Here is a 20,182-nt window from a genome sequence, read left to right as displayed (position 1 = left end):
CTAAAGAAGACTATGCAGGCTATAATAGTGTTTGTAAGGCTGTTAAAAAAGGGATGGATGCTTGGCAAAAACAAATTACTGACACTTACGGGAGTAATTTTCAAGGCTCTGAGGAACTCAAAAAGATTTATGAAAAACTCATCCAAGAAAAAAGTGCTATCCTCAACGAGCTAGACTGTAATGGCACAGGCTATGCGCCCGAGCTACGTCGTCGTGCAGAAAATCCTACTTTATACGCTAGTCTTTCAGATGAATTTTCAGAAAACTTCTTGGGATATTGGTTACTAAGTCCTTGTAATTTAGCCCAAGCACAAAGCCACTCGGAGGCGTTGGTAAAACTCTTCGAGGATTATAATGACCTTAAAAGACCTGCACCTCATCCCAATCTCGCAGACGTGGCAGAACAACTTGCAGAAAATCCAGTATATATAAAAAGTCTGGAATTATTTGACTCCGAAGATAGAGTGTGGCACTTTGCACAAAATAAAAATTTACAAAACAATATTTCCAAACCTAGTTATTTTCCAGAGAGTAAAGACAAGCTGACCGATTATTTAAAAAACTTAGATGAGAGAAAAAAGCGAGTGTTAAAAGATATTGCAGGCATCGGTGCGGATAATAATGCAACTTTAGGCGATTTTGACAAATTAAAGAAAGCATACGCAGATTGGCCTGATAGATATGATGTCTATTATCTTGGCGCAAATGGAGCAACATGTAGTTTTTTTGTTGGCGAGTGTCTTTACAAATCAGGATTATTGACTACGCAAAATAAATATTTCTCTGCTTTGGAACTACGAAATAGCTCACTCTTTGCCCATATAAATAAGCAATATGTAGAAAAAGGTGATATTGTATCTATGGTCTTTGATTGTGGTATTTATCATGTAGAAATAATCACATCTGTGAGTGCAGATAGAAAATCTTTCTGTTCAAGAGGTGGTGGAAGAGGCGCTGGAATATTAGATATGCTATTTGGAGCACAATTAGATGGAGTAGAAAAATGTGATACAAATGTTCCCTTTGATAATGTAAGAGAGTTTGATAATAATCACAAATTACAATTTTTAAGACTAAAAAGATGAAAAAAATTTTATTAGGAATTGCTATTGTAGCGACTTCTTTTCTAGTACTACTAGGTAGTAATTTTATTATTCTGTTTTCTAATGCCACAACTATAAACCCTTCTTTTACTTACCCAGAATTACTTTTTACTGTAACTGGTGGTCATAAATTTATGCTTGTACGACAACTGACCACTTTTTTTTTATGTGTGACTGTTTTTGTTTCTAAGCAATCATTTATAAGATGTATGATATTGTCATTGATATATCACATTTTATTCACTTTTTTTAATTTTAAAATACCTCATGATTTCAATGATATTTATAGCGTTTTTCTCTTTTTTATTCGATACTTACCAGACTATTATTTATGGCTAATTGTATCATATATTTACAGCATACTAATATGTAAATTTATTATTTCCCAATATCAAAAGTTGCACAAAAGGTGATGTGTTCTCCCGCTGAAATTATTACTTCAGTTGATAGAAATAATAATACATTTTGCTCTCGTGGAGCTGGTAGAAGAATTACATATTTAAATAGGTTGTTTGGACAAATTGATGGAGTAGACAAATGTGATACATGGCTTAGTTCTGCAAGAGAGTTTGATAATAGCTATAAATTGCAATTTTTAAGACTAAAAAGATGAAAAAAGTTTTATTAACAATCACAGTAATAGTAATATCTATCATTATTACTTTGTCTACGGACATAATAGTTATTTTATCTAAAGGATTGGGAAATTATGGATCTAATCATGTATATCCTGAAGAATTCTCAATTGGAGTAAAAGGTTCTTACGAAGCAAATATGCATAGAGTTATTAATGCTTTTATATTATGTGTATATGTGTTTATAAGAAACCAATCTGTATTCAAAAATTTGACATTTATTTCATTATTTCATGTGTTATTTTGGCAAGTAATTTTTAAATTCAAACATCCAGAAAGTATAATAAATAGTATAAACACAGATGTAAAATACTTTATTGAATACTCAATGGATTATTATTTAGGTATCTTTATTTCTTATTTGTACTGTATAGTAGTTTGTAAATTTTTTATTGGAATTTATAATAAATGGGATAAAGATAGAATCCTATAGCTTTCTAAAAGAAGAACTCCTCGAACAAACCAATCTTGCTTATCAAAATCAGTATTTTTTAGCTTTTATTATCCGACAATACTCACAGCAATATTAACTTTTGGTGTTTAATTTTCACAGAAAGTATGTGGTGTGATTTTTTTGGATTTTTCGGTAAAAAATAGTTTTCCGAAATTAATCTATAAACAAAATAATATTTTATCTTAAGAAAAGTCAGATTAGGTTAAAATTACATCTATTCCTACCCAATATAGCAGAGTATTTAAACGGAAATTTGGCGAGCAAAAAACTCTATAAAACAGAATGTGACGAATCTACCTTGGACGAAACCAATGCTGCTTCCATCGCCTATACTGTGTTGGTACGTTTTTCGGCACGATGTTTAGAAAATCTATCAACTACCAAAAAGATAGCCTATCTGGAGGTTTTGAAACCAAGTTTAGCAACAGGTAGTGGTGAGTATGATATCAACAAAGCTACCTTGAAACTTCTATCGAGTACCAAATCTCTGTTAGAGACTGAGGCGATGTTAGTGTATCTCAAAAAAGATGGCTTGCTGTACACCTACATTGATAAGTTTTCGGGAGATGACCTTTATGGACTAGCAACCTTAATCAATAACTGGCTTTGGACCAATGGGGATTTTTTGCCCTACGTAGGCAGTACTGGACTAACCAAGTCTTTTATCAATGGGAATAACACTGTCATTAATATTGCGACTGGCATATTTGGTGACAACCTAAAAGGAAGTATTGTAAACAACCAACTTTATATCGAAGCCATTGGTAAAGACTACTCAAGTCCTGTATTGGGTTCAATTTCTGGGGGAGGTATTAATTACGCCTCCAAGACGATTTATAAAGGCAATCTCAATGCTACAGATATCCTGTATGTGTACTTTGATAAGGATTTTAGCATCGGTGCTTATTCTTTCAAAAAAGGAAACACCTATCCTTTGACAGGAACCATGTTGTATGCTATCTTCAACAAAAATAAATGGGATAATGCCAAAACCACCATAGCCATAACCATCGATATTGCAGGAATGGCTATTGGGGTGGGAGAGATTGCAGTGGCAGTAGAAGCCCTAGAAGCAGGCTATAATCTTTATCGAGGTTATCGTCTTCTCAAGGGGATGGCCGATTTGGGGGTTGGGCTTACGGATGTTTTACTCAACCAAGCATTAGCCGAAAAGCTCGACCCCGAAACCCTTGCAACTTGGAACAGATTTGCTAAACTCTACATGCTTGGGAGTTTGGGAGCAGAAGGTTTAGAAGCCTTAGCAAAGTGGAAACTTGCACGTATCCAAGCCAACAAATCCCTAGAAGTAACAACCAAAGAAGAGGTTGATGAGGTTTTGAGGGCTTGTATGGGTAGTGTCTGTTTTGTGGCAGGAACTAAGGTAGCAAGTGATACCTCTGGAGTATCTATTGAGAGACTTCAAAAGGGCGATAAAGTATGGTCATGGGACTTGGCAAAAGGGAAAAAGGTACTTCAACGTGTAACTAATACCTTTACAAAAACAGCCAAGAAGCTCGTAAAATTGGTAATAGGGCAAGATACCCTATACTCTACACCTGAGCACCCCTATTATCTGCCAACAGAAAAAGCCTTTAGAAGTGCGCAATCTTTGCGTAAGGGAATGCAGGTATTGCTACTGAGTGGCACTTTAGCTACGGTAGAGAGCCATACCCAACTCGATACCCTTACCCAAGTGTATAATATCGAAGTAGCACACACCCACAACTATTATGTGGGCAATACCCAGATATTAGTACACAACGATTGTAATACCTTTTTGTCAAAACTTACTCAAAAAGGTTATAAAAAACTCTCCAACGCCTTTACCGCCCTAGACGACGCCACCCGAGCGAAGTTTTTAGCAGATTTTGAGAATGTAGGGGATGATGTACTCAAGGTGTTGAATGATGATGCTAGTCTTGTTGATATTTGGAAGAATAACCTTTCGAAAACACAACGAACAAACATTAGTTGGCTGACAAAATCAAAAAAAGTAGAAGTATTAGTTAGCCAACAAATAGACATTAATACACTTACAAAAGCACCTGATGGATATGTCTTTTTTACGAGAGGAAACAAAAGGTTAATAAAACGCGTAGATGCTTCAGAAGGTTTACCTCAACTTACCACAGAAGATGACATAATAGTAAAATACACAGGCGAAGTTCGAGAAAATAACCAAGCGTTATTTATTCGAAATTTGGAAGCGAAGTTTGGTGCAATGCCGCTCAATCACCAACGTCACCACTTAGTACCAGTCAATGTAGTAGCAGATAGCCCCATTCACCAAGAAGCCATAAGAAGAGGGCTTTATACAGTAGATAGAACAGAAAATGGTATTTACATGGCTCAAACAGCAGAGGATTGGGATTTATACGGCAGAGGTATTTCAGATGATTTACCTTTCCATTATGGAAGCCATCCACAGTGGGATGATAATGTCAGAAGTATAAATACAGAATATGTAAGAATTTTAGAATTAAAATATAGCAATTTGTTAACTGTATCAGATGGGATAATCTTACAAACATTGAAAGATATTGAGCAAAAACTTATTATTGAGTTAAAAAAAATTGGTACATCAAAATTAAAATAGGAAAATGAAAAAAACAGCATATATATTAAAGTGGGATATATATCATTCTGAGGATCCAGGATACGATGCCTTCTGTGTTGCTAAAGAAAAATATTTAAGTCTCTCTGTTCATTTAAGCCTTTTTGCAAATGATGATTGGAGACATAAAAGTGGGTTCTTACCTCCTAAGATACTTTACTTTCAGTCTAATTTTGATATGATACCCCAATATGATTATCCTTATACTGACTTATACACACCTATAATTAGTAAAAGAATGCTTAAAGTTTTGTTGGAAATTTCATCCTTTGATTATTCAGCGATACCAGTTACCATGATAGATTTTACCTATTTAGAAAAGCCATTTGATGAAGAAGGTAATTTGAAATCTGATGTACCTGTTAACAATGATTATGTGGCAATATATTTACTGAATCATTTAGACATTATTGACTTTGACAATTCCTCTTTTGAGAAAGGTTTTTTAGATGTTCTTTTCTTTTCAAATTTAGTAATAAAAGAACCAGAGTTAGGACTACCTTCTGTATTTAAATTGAAAGACTATCAAGTCCCGCTTTTTGTTTCATCAGAAGCCAAAGAAGCCTTAGAGCGCAATGGTATCAAAGGGTGTGTTTTTGAGCCAGTCGAAGTAACACCTTATGAAGGATAGTAATAGAAAAAACACCCCGTTAACGCTTCATTGTTAACGGGGTGTTTTTTCTATAGCCTAAGTCATCCAACGCCTTTACCGCCCTAGACGACGCCACCCGAGCGAAGTTTTTAGCAGATTTTGAGAATGTAGGGGATGATGTACTCAAGGTGTTGAATGATGATAATTTACTGGAAGCATGGAAAACGGTATCGGTACATTCTACTTTACGTAAGAATGTAGATATGCTTAAAAAAGCAAAATCAGTACTTTAGAAAGGGCATATTAGTCAGGTAGATTTGGAGACAATAATAACAGTAAATAAAGGTCTAGGAGCAAGAGCTTCGGCGGTAGCTGATTTACTAGATGATTTAGATAACTTTGCTATTTATCGTAATCAATCGGGATTTGGGGCTGTAATTAGCGGTCTAAAAGCTGATTGGTACAATGGCGCCGGTGCAGACGGAGCTAACTGGGTTGTTGCTGTTTTACGAAAAGAAGGTACAAGTATTTTCCCTTCGAATGCCACTTCCTTTGAAGTATCAACAACTATTGGTACTAATACAAGACGATATGATGCCATCGTTGATAACGCAGTGGTAGTTAATGGTATTTCCAAGAATCGTTATTTTGAATTCAAATCATATAGTACAGTTCCACCATCAAATTTTTCTGAACAGTTTATTAATGACTTGAACAACAATGCTATTACAGATTTATCGCAATTAAAATGGTATTTTGATGGAGCGAAGAACCCTGCTAATTTTGAGGCAAACATGAAAGCAGCTATTGATGGCTTGAGCTTGAGCAACGATTTGGCTAAAAAGTTTATTACTAACAAAATAGACCCAACAGGAAGTGATTTGAAATTATTATTGAAGCAAAAGTTTAGTCAAATTTTTACATTAAAATAAACATGGAACTAGTTGAAATACAATACAGTATTGATTCTCTCTGGATATTTAAAGAAGATATAATCTTCAAAAGAAATAACGTTTATACCAACTTAGAAAGCCAAACCATCAAATTTGTCCACTACAAACGTATTTCCTATTCAGACAAATATATTTTTGTGGTTATCAATTCAAATATTGATATATATAATTTAAAGTTTCAGAAAATTACTACGTTCCAAGTAGAAAACCCTGTAGGCATTGCTTTTTTTGACGGCTTTTCAAATTACATAATAAGATGTGGAAAAGAAGAAGAGAAATATTTATTTTACCATCAAAATATACTTCTTAAAGAGGAGAATAATGTTATTGGTATTTTACTAAATCGTCGATTTAGGTTACATTTTACAGACCCATTTTCAGCACCTACTTACTTTCGTTGCTCAAATTTACTTGATACAGAAACCTATTGGGATTACGATTGTGGCGAAGGAAAAGAGGCAGGTAAATTTTATGTTTGGAATGATAATCTTGTATTTACCAAAGGAAATCATGAAGGGACTAATTTGGTAGTAATAGAGCTGATAACTGGTAGAGTACTTTGGGAAATTCCTATCCTTTATGGAGCCTTCTCATTTGACTCTGAGCGAGGCTTGTTAGTATCGTTTTGGTGTAGCAAATTATCTGGAAATAATTATCAAATTATTGATTTACAGCATAAAAGTATAGAAAATGGCACTCCTGATTTTTCAGTTTTATTAGAAAATGTAGCCCTAAACTGGCAAATGCAGTATTTACATGAGAATAAACTTTATTTTGTAGATAATGTATATTCAATACATGGAGAACCCTCCCATGCTCCACGCTTTGGGCGTTTTGATATTAAGACTAAGAGAATTGATTTTCTTCAAGAAGTACCAGAAGCATCTGGCTGTCAATTTGAGCAAGTGTTTTACCATAATAGCAAATTATATCTTCGTAGCTCCGCCAATCAATTGTTTATCTTTGAAGACTAAATATAATGAGATATCCCCTTAATACTTGAATGGTAAGGAAAGGAATAGTCGTCCTACCCATTTTAGGAGCTAATAATGAACGATTTGCAATTTTATCCATTTAATTAGGATATATTCCATTGACATTTCTAGAGCTCCACTCTTTTGACAATACTAACGTATTAGATCTATTCCTTTCCTGAAAAAACTTACAGATTTTAATGATTATTAGAAAAAGTATTCAAAAAGTATTACAAAAAGTATTGCTGAGTTTTTATATGGCAATGAAATCAAATCTTTGAAACATTCCCCAAATTATCTTTGCTTCCTCGGCATTTTCCTAGCATTTTTGTGGGCTCCTTGTTTAAACTAAGCTCAAAATTTGATTTATGGAAAATTTGCCCAAAGTAAGTATCCTCGTACCTGTGTATAATCATGGTAAATTCATTGCTCAAATGTTAGAGGGTGCTCTCGCTCAGCAGGTGAATTTCGAATATGAAATTATCATCGGCGATGATGCTTCTACAGACAACAGTGCCGAAATCATTCAGACATATAGCCAGCGTTATCCTCAGATTAAAGCGTATTTGCATCCAACTAATCTTGGACCAAGTTCACCTCCTGAATTTGGCGGCAAAAACAATGTAGCCTTTATTTTTGGTAAAGCACAAGGCGAATATATTGCCTTGTGTGAGGGAGACGATTACTGGACTGACCCATATAAACTCCAAAAACAAGTAGATTTTCTGGACCAACATCCAGATTTTGCTCTTACCCATCACCAATTGGAAGTTATATATGAAGATGGCTCCGAAAGTCATCCTTTTAATCAATTGAACCAAAAGGAGGTTTCAACGCTGAATGATTTGTATAAAGACGAGGAATGGATTTTGGGTACAGCCAGTACCGTTTTTCGAAATGTTTTCAAAAATGGTTTGGCTCCTTGGTGGTGGAAAAGCGCTAGTGGCGATATCGGGATTTTCATGCAGGCAGTAAAGTTCGGCAAAATAAAGTACTTTCCCGAAAGTATGGGTTGCTACCGTAAACACCGTGGGGGTATGACCAATATCCATACAGCTCAAAACTACTTTTTTTTGGAAAATCGTAAACAGATGTTTGAGGCACTATTGGCCGAGGCTGACGAGGAATTACAAAAAACTTTAAGTAAAACTATAATTCGTTATGAAGGAATTCTTGCTAGTTTGAAATAGCACTATAAGCTCAGCATTCTTGAGATGAACGAGTGGAAGGTTCAGAGAATCCGAGATTATTTTGTAATTTTGAAATCCAAATCTCCGTCGAGGCTTTTTTTTTATGATACAAAACATACTTTTTGTGGGTCATGATGCCAACCGTGCAGGCGCTCAAATTTTACTACTTAGGTTTTTGAAATTATTAAAAGTGTATGGTAAAGTTCAGTTTTCTATACTTCTCAAACACGACGGCCCTCTAGTTGAAGAGTACCAATCAATTGCTCCAACTTATATTCTTCACCAAGAAAAACCTCTCGGACTTAAAAGTCAAATCCTACATAAAATTAAAGCTAAAATAGGACAAAGTACGACTGAGATTAATCCAGTTTGGCAAATTCTTGCAGGTAAAAAGTTTGATTTAATTGTTTCTAATACTTTTACAAATGGAGATATCTTTGAAGAATTAGGTCAGCTCAATTGCCCTATTTATTCGTATATTCACGAGCTCCGTATGGGGATTGAGATGTACAATGGAACTCCACAAGCCATAGAAAATACCCTACGTGGGACTCAAAAATTTATTGCTTGCGCTAATTCTGTAAAACAAAATCTGCTTCAACAATTTGGTATTTCGGAGCAAAAAATAGAAATTTTAAGTTCACTCCTACCCGAATCGGCCCTGGCATATCAGATTACCGAAACACGCGTTCAAGCCCTCAGACATGAACTTGGAATCCCCCAAGATGCCTTTGTGGTTGGTGGCATGGGAACGATTGATTTGCGAAAAGGAACAGACTTGTTTTTACAGCTTGCTCATATCTTGCGCGAACAAAATGTGTATTTTCTATGGGTGGGTGGGTCTCATGCACAAAATGATTTCAAGATTTTTTCGATAGATATCCAACGTTTAGGCATTTCCAATATCAAATTTGTGGAAACTGTGAGTAATCCGCTTGATTACCTTTCAGTTTTCGATATTTTTGCACTCACTTCTCGCGAAGACCCCTATCCTTTGGTGGTTTTGGAGGCAGCGTTATTACAAAAACCAATGTTATGCTTTGAGAAGGCAGGTGGCGCTCAGGATTTAATCCAAACAGACGCAGGAATGGTTGTTCCTTATTTGTCACTAGAAGCCATGTCAAAAGCTATTCTTACTCTTAAAGAAAATCCAGAACTTAGTGCTGAAATGGGACGAATAGCTCGCAAAAAAGTCCTTCAAAGACATTCGACAGAAAAAGCTTTTCAAGAATTTTTGACAATTTTAGGCATTGCATAATAGTTCAGCACCGAACCCGAAACAAGCTTAATTATCGTGGCACTATTTGCCCATAGTAATTCCCAAATACGATTATGACTTTAGCATTCACCATTTGTTCTATTAATTATCTGGCTCAAGCTCAAACATTGGGACAGTCCTTACAAGAACAAAATCCATCCATAGAATTTGTGATAGGTTTGGTAGATAGGCTCGACAAAGTAGAGCTTGAACCAGACAAAATTCCTCCATTTCAAATGCTCGAAATTGACAAAATCAATATCGAATCATTTGACCAAATGTGTGAGATTTATAATATTACCGAGCTCAACACCGCAGTAAAGCCTTATTTTATCGATTATTTTTATAAAAATCGCCCAGATATTCAAAACGTCATTTATTTTGACCCTGACATCATTGTTTTCGATAGCTTGAAACCGCTTGAAGATTCATTGAAAAAGTACCCGATGGTAGTAACGCCTCACATTTGCTCACCTATCAACGATGATTTTAATACTAAAGAAACCGACCATTTAAGTACAGGATTGTACAACCTAGGATTTATTGCTACTTCAAGGAGCGAGGCAACTTATCACATGGTAAACTGGTGGAAAGATCGCTTAGAAAAAGATTGTAGAATTGACCTTTGTAATGGATTATTTGTAGATCAGCATTGGATTAATTTTGTGCCTCTATTTTACCCTAATGACGTATTGGTCGATAAATACCCTGGCTATAACATAGCCTATTGGAATTTGCACGAGCGTACTGTAAGCAGTCAGAATGGAAAGTATTTTGTCAATGGCAAACCGCTGATTTTCTTTCATTATAGCGGATATGAGCTAAAAAAGCCGAATGAAGTTTCGAAATATCAAAACCGTTCGAGCTTCGAGAATAGACCTGACATTGTGCCCTTGTTTCAGTATTATGCCCAAAAACTGAAAGATAATTTTAACGATTATTATATAAAAATACCTTGTTTTTATATAAAACCACCTAAAATAAAGCGTTACAAGCGTGTCAGAAAAGCATTACAAATGCCTTTTCACAAAATGGTTTCCCTATTAAATCGTTAGTTAATACGCTTTCGGCAAAAGAAATTCATGATTTCATGAAAAACACTCGTAAACTTTCTGTTTACAGCAAATTGCTTAAAGCCTAGAGCGGGTAAAACTAATTTCATTTTGCCCACGAACTTAATTTCAGACAAATCTCAAAGTAATTATGGGTATTCAACGTTTCATAGACCTCTGGAAACATCGGTACGAAAAGTATATAGTTCAGCAGTATATCCCCATGTGGCGGTTTGCACAAAGTAACTTATTGGTTCGGTGGGTCAAACTTACCAATCCAAACAAACAAATGATTGGGGTATTGTTGGCAGAACACTTCGGAGACATTGTTGCAGCAGAACCACTTTCGCGGCTAATCAAACAAAAACATCCTGATAGTAAGGTATTTTGGATTGTTCGTAAGCCGTTTAGGGAACTTATTGATAGCAATCCTTACATAGATTATACCATTGAGGAAACTAACCTTTTTCAGAGCATTGTAACTACCAAACATCATAACTTCGATGTTTTCTATAACCTACACATGCCCGAGTTGCGCCTTCACATACCAACTTTGACGTTTCTGACAAACCCTTATGCCGAAAAAATTGGTATCCATGTAAAAAACTATTTTCAATTCGGAAACTTATTGGAAGTATTTGCCAAGGTAAGTGGCTTACCCTTGAGTCAAGAAACACCCAAAGTATACATTAGTAAAGAGGATGAATCCAAAATAGACCAGCAGGATTTACCACAAAAATTTGTTGCGATTCATTGCCATTCCAATTTTTCTCCAAAAGATTGGCAGACCTATCATTGGGAAAATCTTATTCAACGCCTCTATGCCCTTGGCTTTCATGTGGTTGAAGTGGGTCTAAAAAGCAGTTTGAATCAATCCTTGCCAGGATATATCAATTGTTGTGGAAAATTTAGTTTACTCCAAACTGCAGAAATTATCCGTCGTGCACAATTCTTCATGGGCGTAGATAGTGGCCCAGCACACTTGGCTAATGCTGTTGGTACTTACGGATTGCTATTGTTTGGGAAGTTCGTACATTTTGACAAATATTTACCTTATTCGGGTGGATATGCTACCAACAACGCCCTTATAATTACCGACGAGCAAAAGCCTTGCTCCGAGTTGCCATTTGAAATAGTTTGGGATGTGGTAGAAAAACATATTCAAGGCACTTCAAAATCCTAACCGTTTTCTATTCGAATATGATACAATTAGTCTATACAGTTTGCTCAATTTCTCAAATTCCATTTGCGTTGGCCTTGGGAAAAGACTTGCAAAAATACGAACCAAATACACAATTTGTTATTGGTCTGGCAGACCGTCTGCCCAGCAATTGGCCTGTCGAAACATTTCCTATCATAAGCGCAGATGAGTTGGGATTACCTTTTTTATCAGAAATGGCAGAAAGATATACCGTCGATGAATTTACCCGTTCGTTGAAGCCTTATTTTGCGTCTTATTTAGAAAAAAGATATCAAGCAAGCAAAATTATTTTTCTTGAGAGCCAAACTCAACTTTTTCAATCTTTAACAAAAACTTGGCAGATTCTTGAAGAATATGACATCGTTTTAAGTCCTAATATAACTCAACAGCGTAATCCTAAAAACCCTATTAATGAGCCTACTTTCTTGAATGCAGGGCTCTATAATGCTGGCTTTTGGGCATACAAGCCGAGTATACAAGCAGAAAGTTTTCTGAGCTATTGGAAAGCAAGGACAAAAGAGAAAGGCTACTTCGATTTTTGTCACGGATTTGGAGCAGAACAACTGTGGTTAAATTTTATCCCTATTTTTCAAGAAAAGGTATATATTCAGTCAGAAATAGGCATTCATTATCACCCGTACAATTGGGTCGAAAATCCGCTCTCAATCGATGAGAATGGTCATTATGTCGTGGCTCAATCATTTCCATTACATATACTTCAGTGGCAACATTTAACCCTTGATTCTTCAAAAAAATACTTCAACAATCAATTGGGTGTACCGACGTCTACCCTTAAAGTTCTTAAACAACTACATAGCCAATATATCAAAAGCCTCATTCCATACCAAAAATACGGTCAACACACACCAAGTATGGGAAAAATGATGATTCAAAACAATAAAAACTTTTTGAGTGCCGCTATCGAAAAAGGTTGTTTAAAAATGATTAAATGGATTGAAGAATTTGAGATACAATAACTTAGGCTCATATATCCATCTATAGTGGACAAAGCAGTAGAGATTCGGCATGTTTTTTGTACTTTCTAATCGTTCGTTAATAGCAAAGTAGTAATCAATCTTATAACCTCTACTACGGAATCCACGACATTCCTATACTCCTTACAATGGATACAAATTATTCACAAAATATTCTTGAGCCAGAAGATTCAGAAACTGCATACCGTGCCATGAGAGACTCTATTTTGCAGGTTTTTCATTTAGGGACAAAAATCGCTAAGGAATCAAATCCAGACCATGAATTACAAGTTTCATGGGATTTGGCAGATACTTCTTTAATGAACTGGATTAGCGATACGCACTGTTATTTGAGTAGAAGTGGTCATAAACTTCAATTTTTGGCTCGCCCTTCAAAACTCGATATTATTAGCTTTACCCTTAATGAGGGTGACAAACTGCTCATTTGTAGCGAAAGTTTACGTAAGCATCTTTCAGATACCGAAATTGACGATATTTTACAAAAAAGTGAAACTCCTGAAAATGGAATTCAGAACTTACATAGTTCGGTAGACGTAGTTAAGAAAAAACTAAAAATTAACCTCGTGATTATGGAGGTTATCAATAGTAAAGCCGCTGAGGAAGCTCCTATTATCAAAGCCCCTGATAAAAAGATTGAGAGCCAAACAGTAACCAAAAATACCCCCCAAAAAACCACTGTTAAGGATAAAGACAAAGAAACTAACTCTTTAATTTTGTGGACAAGTTTGGGGTTGATTGCTGGAGGTATTGCATTCTTTTTGTGGTATAATAGCAACAGTCATAAACTCAATGGCGATAACATTGCGGTTGTAGATTCGAGTAAAATCACAACGTCAATCAACAGCGACTCGGCGGCAATTGCCAAAGCCAATGCTCAGTTGAGTGAAGAACTAGGCATTGATACCAATTCTAGCAATCCATCAATACCAAGTAGCAATACAAGTAGCGCAACAACTACGAATCAGTCGAATGAAGGAAGTACCACTTCAAGTCAATCCAATGACGAATCTTTCGATAATAGTACAAGTAAGTCTTCTAAAGATGGTGCTAAAAGAACCAAACGAAAGCTTAGCCAAGATGAGGCAATTCTTCAGCAAGAACTATTGAATCAACAAAAGGTAAAATGGACAGCCATAAGGGATGCCTTAAAACAGGAAGTAGATAATGGCTCTAAAGAAAGTATCGAGAAACTCAAAAACAGTGAAATAGTTCTCAATAGAATTGACAAGAAACTCAAAGAAACTGCAAAATATATTCCCTAATACCATAATAAACATTAGTCATCCCAAATTTATAATTTGGGGTGATTCTTCAAGTTTTCAAGAAAAAAGCGGTCGGAAAATGTTTTTCGACCGCTTTTTTCTTGCTACCATGCTAGATGTTACTCTCCTAAAGTTGCTATCATCACATATCTTGCCTAAGTTAGTACGCAAAATAAAGTTTAAGATTGTGCTTTAAGCTTTCAGGTATCGGCTTTAGGCGGTGGGCTATGGGAAAAATCCATGTCTGTGGTCGTTAAAAACATTTTAACACGCTGTGCCTGTTGCCTTGTCCCTAAAACACAAAACTTAAATATAATTCTGCATTCATACTTAAGTACAAAATTCAACCTATTTCCCCAATCACTAATTTCGTGAAGAAGTATATCTTGGTAGTTATATCTTAAAGAATACCCATTTGGATTTTATCAATTAATCAACGTACCTCCAACGCAGGTTTTACTATTTTTTTCTCCTCCAACTTCAATGACTGTGGTTGTTGCTCTTGAATCTCTTTTTGTTTTACCTCTACATGCTCCTCTGCAATTTCCTGACGTGCTGCATTGCGAGCCTTGAGGATATGAGAAAACCACATATATACTCCAAACAAGCCAGCCAATATATACAAAGAGGTAGTGTTATCAGTATTTTTGGTTATAAACAAAAAAGCAATTGTTGAAACTACTGTAAAAACCCAAAGTATCATAGAAGCTTGTAAATGGGTCATTCCACTATCAATCAAGATATGATGCAAGTGATTTCGGTCGCCAACAAAAGGAGATTTCTTATCTTTTAGTCTTACAATAAATACTCGAAGTGTATCGAAAATCGGGACGATTAACACTACGATAGCTAAAATTGGGGCACTGAACAAAGCATTCGGGTCAAATCGATACGCAATATTGAGTTGTACAAATTTGATAGCAAACATCGTAAGGATAAAACCTACTATGAGGGAGCCCGTATCTCCCATAAAAATCTTTGAGGTTTTGGAATAATTAAAACGAAGGAAACCAAATAGTGAGCCTGCCATAGAAGAAGCCAAGCAAGCCAAGGCAAAATACCCGTTGAGATAAAACCACAAGCCAAACAATCCTCCACAAATCATGCCGATGCCACCAGCTAACCCATCTATCCCATCAATGAGGTTGATAGCATTGATTAATGCGATAAATACGAATACTGTCAAGGGAAGGCTCAACAAATAGGGAATTTCATCAATACCAAAAATTCCGAAAAGATTCTCGAGGCGAACATCTCCAAACACCACCACCAAGGCCGATGCAGCAATTTGTACATACATCTTTTTTTTGGGAGACAATACCAAAATATCGTCTTTGACACCTAAAAAAAATAGTATGACAGTAGCAGATATAGAAAGGTGAACAAATTCGCCCTCATCAGGATTGCTCCACAAGAAATAGCTAAATAAAGTAGACGCAAAAATAGCCACACCACCTAGTGTTGGGGTTTTCTTTACGTGTGAGCTTCTTTCTCCAGGCTCAGCCATAAGGTTTTTCAAACGAGAAATCTTAATAATTACAGGAATCGAAGCGACAGATGAAGCGGCAGCCACGATTGCTGAAACTATGATTTGAAAAAGCCTATCATTGTATATTTCAGTAAAAATATTATTCATAACCACTTAACTAAATGCTCTACAGTTCGTTTTTTTAGCAAGAGCAATTTCAGGAAAACTCCTCAAAATTTATTGTCGAATTTACAACTATTCTCGAAAACAACAAGAAATCCTATGATAAAATACGCCTATCTCTTACTTTGGTGGCAGGGTTGCCTTGGTAAATAGAGTACGAATCTAAGTCTTTGGTTGCAACAGAACCAACAGAAAGTACGCTATGTGAGTAAACGGTCACATTGGGGCATACCACCGACTTGGCTCCTATCCAAGCTCCCTCCTCCAGTTTTATTTCACCTATCATCAGACCAAAACCCGTGCTTTTATAATCATGGTTTCCAGTTAGCAGCATAGCTCCTTGCGAAATACAGGTATTGTTGGCTAATGTTACCCAAGTATAATTATCAATCCAGACCTCCTCTCCTATCCAAACGTGGTCTCCTATACTCAAAAACCATGGATATTTTATATTCACTTTGGGTTTTATCATTACTCCTTGGCCAATTTTGGCGCCAAATAGTCTTAAAATCATCACCTTAACAACAACGGGTATTGGTAGATAATTATTTATAAAACAGGAGTTCACCAAAAACCAAAGGATAATTTTTACTTTTGAGCCTGGTTTATACCATGAGTTATCATATTTGGACAAATCTGTTTTGAGCATTGTCTTCAAATTTACAAGTAAAACGAAATAAGTCATCAATGAGTATGCGTATCGTTTTTTCAAAAACTCGCTCTCTATTCTAACTATATACGGAGATTCTTATTATATTCTTTTTGAAAAAAATCAATAATTGCATTCTTTTCTTTCCCAACTCTTTGATAAACCTCATAAATTTTTGCATCTACCAAAAATCGATACCAAAAGCCTTGTAAAAAATGCCATACCAAGCCCTTGGTCCCATCCAAAAATCCCAGTCGAATAAAATATCTATATACAAAATACATAAAGGGTCTTGTAAATAGCGGTAAAGATGCGTATTTCATTTTCAAAAATCTTTTTCTTTGCTCCTGCGACCCAAACAATCGAGGCTCTACCGATTCAAAATCCCTAAAATCATATTTCATATTAAGCAAATCAATAACCTCTCGAATGGCGTACAGATTGTGCTTTTGTGTCCACCATGTCAGATTATTGAGGTTATGATCTACGATGTCATGCTCAAAATTTTGGGTTATTCCTTCTGTAATCTTGATGTGCTCGTCCATCCATGTTTCCTCACAAACCCCTTTGCCTCTTTGCCAGATTCTTAATAACCAAATCGGATAGTAAGCACCGTGCTTTATCCATTTATTAAAAAACATTACTCTCCTTTTGACATAAATACCTGAAACGTCCTTTTCGAGCATTTCCAATTTAGTCGAAATTTCTTCGGCCAATTCTGGCATAATGTACTCGTCAGAATCCATTCGCATCAACCATTTCGTTTGGAAAGGAATATTCTCAATCCCAAAGTTGAATTGTTGAGCATAATTTACCCAAGGGTTATATTTTACCACTGCCCCAAGTTTTTCGGCAATTTCTACGGTCTTATCTGTTGAGCCAGAATCAACAATAAAAATTTTATTTGTAAATGGTAAAATAGACTTTATACAACGTGCAATATGTTTTTCCTCGTTGAAGGTTAGGATAATTACCGATATATCTTTGTGCATACTGCAATCAATTATTTCTTTATTTTTTCAAATTCTTGTAAAATTCGCTTGCCTACTACCCGAATATCATACTGAGTTTTGACAAGTTCTTGCGCATTTTGGGCTATCTTTTGAGCAAAGTCTTGATTATCCAAAATTTTCACAATGCCCTCTCGAATCGACTCAGACGTAAGCGCTATAACCACAGCCGACTGGGTTTTGATAATTTGCTCTGCAAAACCTACTTTATCGGACAGTACAGAGGGCGTACCAGCCACCAAGGCTTCCAAGGTTGCAATCGAAAAACCTTCTGAATGCGAAGGAAGTACAAACAAATCGGCATCGGCAAAGGCCGCAAGCTTTTCCTCACCTGTTTTCATTCCAATCCATTGGATATAATTCTCGGCTTGGTGTTCTCGAATAAATTCTTGGGTAATGGCTAAATACCCATCGTCTGGTCCTGCTAAGGCAAGGATAAAATCATTCCGCTGCTGCGCCAACTCTTTGACAGCTGGTAACAGTAAATCTAGGCCCTTTTTGATGTTTATACGACTCAAAAATAGGATGACTTTTTTGTCAGCAGGAAAATTCAGCTTTTGACGAAAATAGCCTTTGGGCGGTAATTGTTCAAATGGCTTCAAATCTATTCCGTTCGGAATCATGACCATATTGCGATGAGGTTCGCCCAAAAAATCAGTCACATCATGCGCTTCTTCCTTATTAAATACATGAATCATTTCAGCATTTTGCAAGGCTTTTTTCTGAAACAACCACCTAAAAAATCTTTTTTTCCAATACCCATTACGATATGCCCAAGGGTCAAGCAAACCGTGAACAGTGATACATTTGGCCACATTTAAACCCAGAATAAAAGGTGCAACACTCGCAAAATGCCAAATTCCATGAATATGAATTACGTCAAATTGGTTACCATGCTTTTTTAGCCATTGATACAATTCAGGCGAAAATTCTGCCCAAAAACGCGCTAATGCGTGTCTTTTACAAGTTACGATATTTGCTCCCTCTGGCAAAGGATATAGCTTTTGTCCTTCTGAAATGGGGGTCAAGATGGTAACTGATGCACCGTTGGCCAATTGAACAACCGCATTGTCGTAAATTACCTTTGGTGGGCCACCTATATCCCAAGTATAGGCACATATATGTAATATTCTTAAGGTCTGACTCACTTGAAACGTTTGCTTAAAAAAGAGGTTAATGGTAATTCTAGTTTCTGATGTAGGAATATAGCTACAAAAATGTTGATAAAAATGATAGTATAATTATAAACCGACATCATGTTGGTATCTAGGATAATCCCAAGCATGGTCGGAAATTTGTTGAGAATCAATAAAAAAGGAAAATGAATTAGATACAACACATACGAAGCTCCACCCAAAAGCATCAAGAATTTAGGAGCTGGAAGATAGCCGTGTTGTTCCAAATTAAGCATACTTATCAAAAGTAATGAAGCAGCAAACCCAAAAACCAAAATCCGTTTGATGTTATCAGAATCGCCAACTTCATAGCCCCAAACTATAATAATAGCAATTGCAAGTCCTAAAATGCCCAAAGACATCAGCTTGGAAAATCGAAGTTTATCAGAAAAATAGCAAATTAATACCCCCATTAAAAATTCATAGTGAAAATTACTAAAGAGGAAGTCGTAATAATTTCGGCTGTGTTCGGGTTCTGTGAATGTATTGAAAATAGAAACTATTAAAACCACAAAAGGCACCACCCAAAGTTTGCGAGAAAGTATTAGCAAAGAAAAAAGAACATAGAAGTACAACTCATAACTCAATGTCCAAGTAACAGGGTCGATGGCTACATGATGAGGAAAGAGCGTATAGGTGCCTAAGTGTTGCAAGATTCCCCCTTCATATTCTGTCGAAAAACTGGCTATATTCAACTGTTTTGACAATAACCATTGTAGTACTTGTATACCAATTACAACGAGCCAATAAATCGGGTAAATCCGTATAATACGTTTTTTCCAATAGTCCTGAAATCTTTCGGGTTTATTCAAATAATCCTTTGCCGTAAAATATATGATAAATCCACTTATCACAAAAAACAAATCTACACCAGCGAATCCAATCCTAAATATATCTCCAAATATGGTTTGAGAATAGTGCATTTTCATATAACCCGAAACATGGTATATCACTACCACCACAGCAGCCAGTCCTCTTAGTATTTGAATAGAATTTATTATTTTTTTTTGAGACATAATGGTTAAAAAGAAGAGCGTGGGCGCTTCCTTTTCTTTTCTTACATGAAGGAATTATCTATTTGTTAGGTCAAAATAAATTTAAGTACTCGGCTTTCGGCTTTGGGGTATCGGCTTTCAGGTATCGGCTTTCAGGTTTTGGCTTTCGGTAAAAACAGATCTATCATTACTAAATACTCTTTGCCTTTTGCCTTGTGCCTCTTGCCAATCGCCTAAACCACAAAATAAATATCCATAACAATTAAAAACATTAACACTCTTTGCCTTGTGCCTCTTGCCTGTTGCCTAAACCACAAAATAAATATCCTTAATTATTGAAACATTAACACTCTTTGCCTTGTGCCTCTTGCCTGTTGCCTAAACTACAAAATAAATATCCTTAATTATTAAAACATTAA

General features: G+C 35.9%; 17 protein-coding genes. 12 read left to right on the top strand and 5 right to left on the bottom strand.

The genetic code is table 11. From position 1 onward, the window contains the following. The 12 genes from ACOVQ4_RS12555 to ACOVQ4_RS12500 all read left to right on the top strand — a co-directional run. A partial coding sequence (locus ACOVQ4_RS12555; RefSeq protein ID WP_421820987.1) for a hypothetical protein occupies positions 1-1,085 on the top strand: 1,085 nt, incomplete at its 5' end. 627 nt (positions 1,086-1,712) lie between these two features. Then, positions 1,713-2,171 (top strand): hypothetical protein, encoded by a 459-nt coding sequence (locus ACOVQ4_RS12550; RefSeq protein WP_421820986.1) that lies wholly within the window; start codon positions 1,713-1,715, stop codon positions 2,169-2,171. Between the two features lie 274 nt (positions 2,172-2,445). After that, complete coding sequence (locus tag ACOVQ4_RS12545) at positions 2,446-4,788, top strand: polymorphic toxin-type HINT domain-containing protein (RefSeq protein ID WP_421820985.1); 2,343 nt, start codon at positions 2,446-2,448, stop codon at positions 4,786-4,788. 4 nt (positions 4,789-4,792) lie between these two features. Beyond that, positions 4,793-5,437: an imm11 family protein gene (locus ACOVQ4_RS12540; RefSeq protein WP_421820984.1), complete on the top strand. Its 645-nt coding sequence runs from the start codon at positions 4,793-4,795 to the stop codon at positions 5,435-5,437. A gap of 278 nt (positions 5,438-5,715) precedes the next feature. Then, positions 5,716-6,330, top strand: coding sequence for a hypothetical protein (locus ACOVQ4_RS12535; protein WP_421820983.1), 615 nt, complete (start codon positions 5,716-5,718; stop codon positions 6,328-6,330). A 2-nt stretch (positions 6,331-6,332) separates the two neighbouring features. Next, positions 6,333-7,325, top strand: coding sequence for a hypothetical protein (locus tag ACOVQ4_RS12530; protein ID WP_421820982.1), 993 nt, complete (start codon positions 6,333-6,335; stop codon positions 7,323-7,325). A 368-nt stretch (positions 7,326-7,693) separates the two neighbouring features. Continuing rightward, a complete protein-coding gene (locus ACOVQ4_RS12525) occupies positions 7,694-8,515 on the top strand; it encodes a glycosyltransferase family 2 protein (protein ID WP_421820981.1) in 822 nt (273 codons plus the stop codon). 103 nt (positions 8,516-8,618) lie between these two features. Further along, positions 8,619-9,773 (top strand): glycosyltransferase family 4 protein, encoded by a 1,155-nt coding sequence (locus tag ACOVQ4_RS12520; protein ID WP_421820980.1) that lies wholly within the window; start codon positions 8,619-8,621, stop codon positions 9,771-9,773. A gap of 74 nt (positions 9,774-9,847) precedes the next feature. Beyond that, positions 9,848-10,828, top strand: coding sequence for a glycosyl transferase (locus tag ACOVQ4_RS12515; RefSeq protein WP_421820979.1), 981 nt, complete (start codon positions 9,848-9,850; stop codon positions 10,826-10,828). Between the two features lie 148 nt (positions 10,829-10,976). Then, complete coding sequence (locus ACOVQ4_RS12510) at positions 10,977-12,008, top strand: glycosyltransferase family 9 protein (RefSeq protein WP_421820978.1); 1,032 nt, start codon at positions 10,977-10,979, stop codon at positions 12,006-12,008. A 17-nt stretch (positions 12,009-12,025) separates the two neighbouring features. Then, entirely contained in the window at positions 12,026-13,003 is a 978-nt protein-coding gene (locus ACOVQ4_RS12505; RefSeq protein WP_421820977.1) for a hypothetical protein, read from the top strand. A gap of 146 nt (positions 13,004-13,149) precedes the next feature. Beyond that, positions 13,150-14,283 carry a hypothetical protein gene (locus tag ACOVQ4_RS12500; RefSeq protein WP_421820976.1) on the top strand — a complete coding sequence of 378 codons (1,134 nt, stop codon included), beginning with the start codon at positions 13,150-13,152 and terminating at the stop codon, positions 14,281-14,283. Between the two features lie 433 nt (positions 14,284-14,716). Here the strand turns inward: ACOVQ4_RS12500 and ACOVQ4_RS12495 are convergent, their stop codons facing one another. The 5 genes from ACOVQ4_RS12495 to ACOVQ4_RS12475 all read right to left on the bottom strand — a co-directional run bounded on the left by ACOVQ4_RS12495 (position 14,717) and on the right by ACOVQ4_RS12475 (position 19,784). Beyond that, positions 14,717-15,919, bottom strand: coding sequence for a glycosyltransferase family 4 protein (locus ACOVQ4_RS12495; protein WP_421820975.1), 1,203 nt, complete (start codon positions 15,917-15,919; stop codon positions 14,717-14,719). A gap of 112 nt (positions 15,920-16,031) precedes the next feature. Next, positions 16,032-16,583 carry a WcaF family extracellular polysaccharide biosynthesis acetyltransferase gene (locus ACOVQ4_RS12490; protein ID WP_421820974.1) on the bottom strand — a complete coding sequence of 184 codons (552 nt, stop codon included), beginning with the start codon at positions 16,581-16,583 and terminating at the stop codon, positions 16,032-16,034. A gap of 83 nt (positions 16,584-16,666) precedes the next feature. Then, positions 16,667-17,575, bottom strand: coding sequence for a glycosyltransferase family 2 protein (locus tag ACOVQ4_RS12485; RefSeq protein ID WP_421820973.1), 909 nt, complete (start codon positions 17,573-17,575; stop codon positions 16,667-16,669). 11 nt (positions 17,576-17,586) lie between these two features. Further along, a complete protein-coding gene (locus ACOVQ4_RS12480) occupies positions 17,587-18,741 on the bottom strand; it encodes a glycosyltransferase (protein ID WP_421820972.1) in 1,155 nt (384 codons plus the stop codon). Further along, a complete protein-coding gene (locus tag ACOVQ4_RS12475) occupies positions 18,738-19,784 on the bottom strand; it encodes an acyltransferase family protein (protein ID WP_421820971.1) in 1,047 nt (348 codons plus the stop codon). Before ACOVQ4_RS12475 ends, ACOVQ4_RS12480 begins: the two co-directional genes overlap by 4 nt. Positions 19,785-20,182 lie beyond the last annotated feature (398 nt).

The sequence above is a fragment of the Flectobacillus sp. genome (assembly GCF_049240685.1).
In the GTDB taxonomy this organism is placed as follows: Bacteria; Bacteroidota; Bacteroidia; order Cytophagales; family Spirosomataceae; genus Flectobacillus.
Note: the sequence above shows the minus strand (reverse complement) of the source record. Positions and strands in the feature narration are given on the sequence as shown.

What these genes read in the sequence shown, in the direction of transcription:
- ACOVQ4_RS12550 (WP_421820986.1), top strand. Translation starts at nt 1,713, where the DNA reads ATGAAAAAAGTTTTATTAACAATCACAGTAATAGTAATATCTATCATT.
- ACOVQ4_RS12540 (WP_421820984.1), top strand. Translation starts at nt 4,793, where the DNA reads ATGAAAAAAACAGCATATATATTAAAGTGGGATATATATCATTCTGAG.
- ACOVQ4_RS12530 (WP_421820982.1), top strand. Translation starts at nt 6,333, where the DNA reads ATGGAACTAGTTGAAATACAATACAGTATTGATTCTCTCTGGATATTT.
- ACOVQ4_RS12525 (WP_421820981.1), top strand. Translation starts at nt 7,694, where the DNA reads ATGGAAAATTTGCCCAAAGTAAGTATCCTCGTACCTGTGTATAATCAT.
- ACOVQ4_RS12520 (WP_421820980.1), top strand. Translation starts at nt 8,619, where the DNA reads ATGATACAAAACATACTTTTTGTGGGTCATGATGCCAACCGTGCAGGC.
- ACOVQ4_RS12515 (WP_421820979.1), top strand. Translation starts at nt 9,848, where the DNA reads ATGACTTTAGCATTCACCATTTGTTCTATTAATTATCTGGCTCAAGCT.
- ACOVQ4_RS12510 (WP_421820978.1), top strand. Translation starts at nt 10,977, where the DNA reads ATGGGTATTCAACGTTTCATAGACCTCTGGAAACATCGGTACGAAAAG.
- ACOVQ4_RS12505 (WP_421820977.1), top strand. Translation starts at nt 12,026, where the DNA reads ATGATACAATTAGTCTATACAGTTTGCTCAATTTCTCAAATTCCATTT.
- ACOVQ4_RS12500 (WP_421820976.1), top strand. Translation starts at nt 13,150, where the DNA reads ATGGATACAAATTATTCACAAAATATTCTTGAGCCAGAAGATTCAGAA.
- ACOVQ4_RS12495 (WP_421820975.1), bottom strand. Translation starts at nt 15,919, where the DNA reads ATGAATAATATTTTTACTGAAATATACAATGATAGGCTTTTTCAAATC.
- ACOVQ4_RS12490 (WP_421820974.1), bottom strand. Translation starts at nt 16,583, where the DNA reads ATGCTCAAAACAGATTTGTCCAAATATGATAACTCATGGTATAAACCA.
- ACOVQ4_RS12485 (WP_421820973.1), bottom strand. Translation starts at nt 17,575, where the DNA reads ATGCACAAAGATATATCGGTAATTATCCTAACCTTCAACGAGGAAAAA.
- ACOVQ4_RS12475 (WP_421820971.1), bottom strand. Translation starts at nt 19,784, where the DNA reads ATGTCTCAAAAAAAAATAATAAATTCTATTCAAATACTAAGAGGACTG.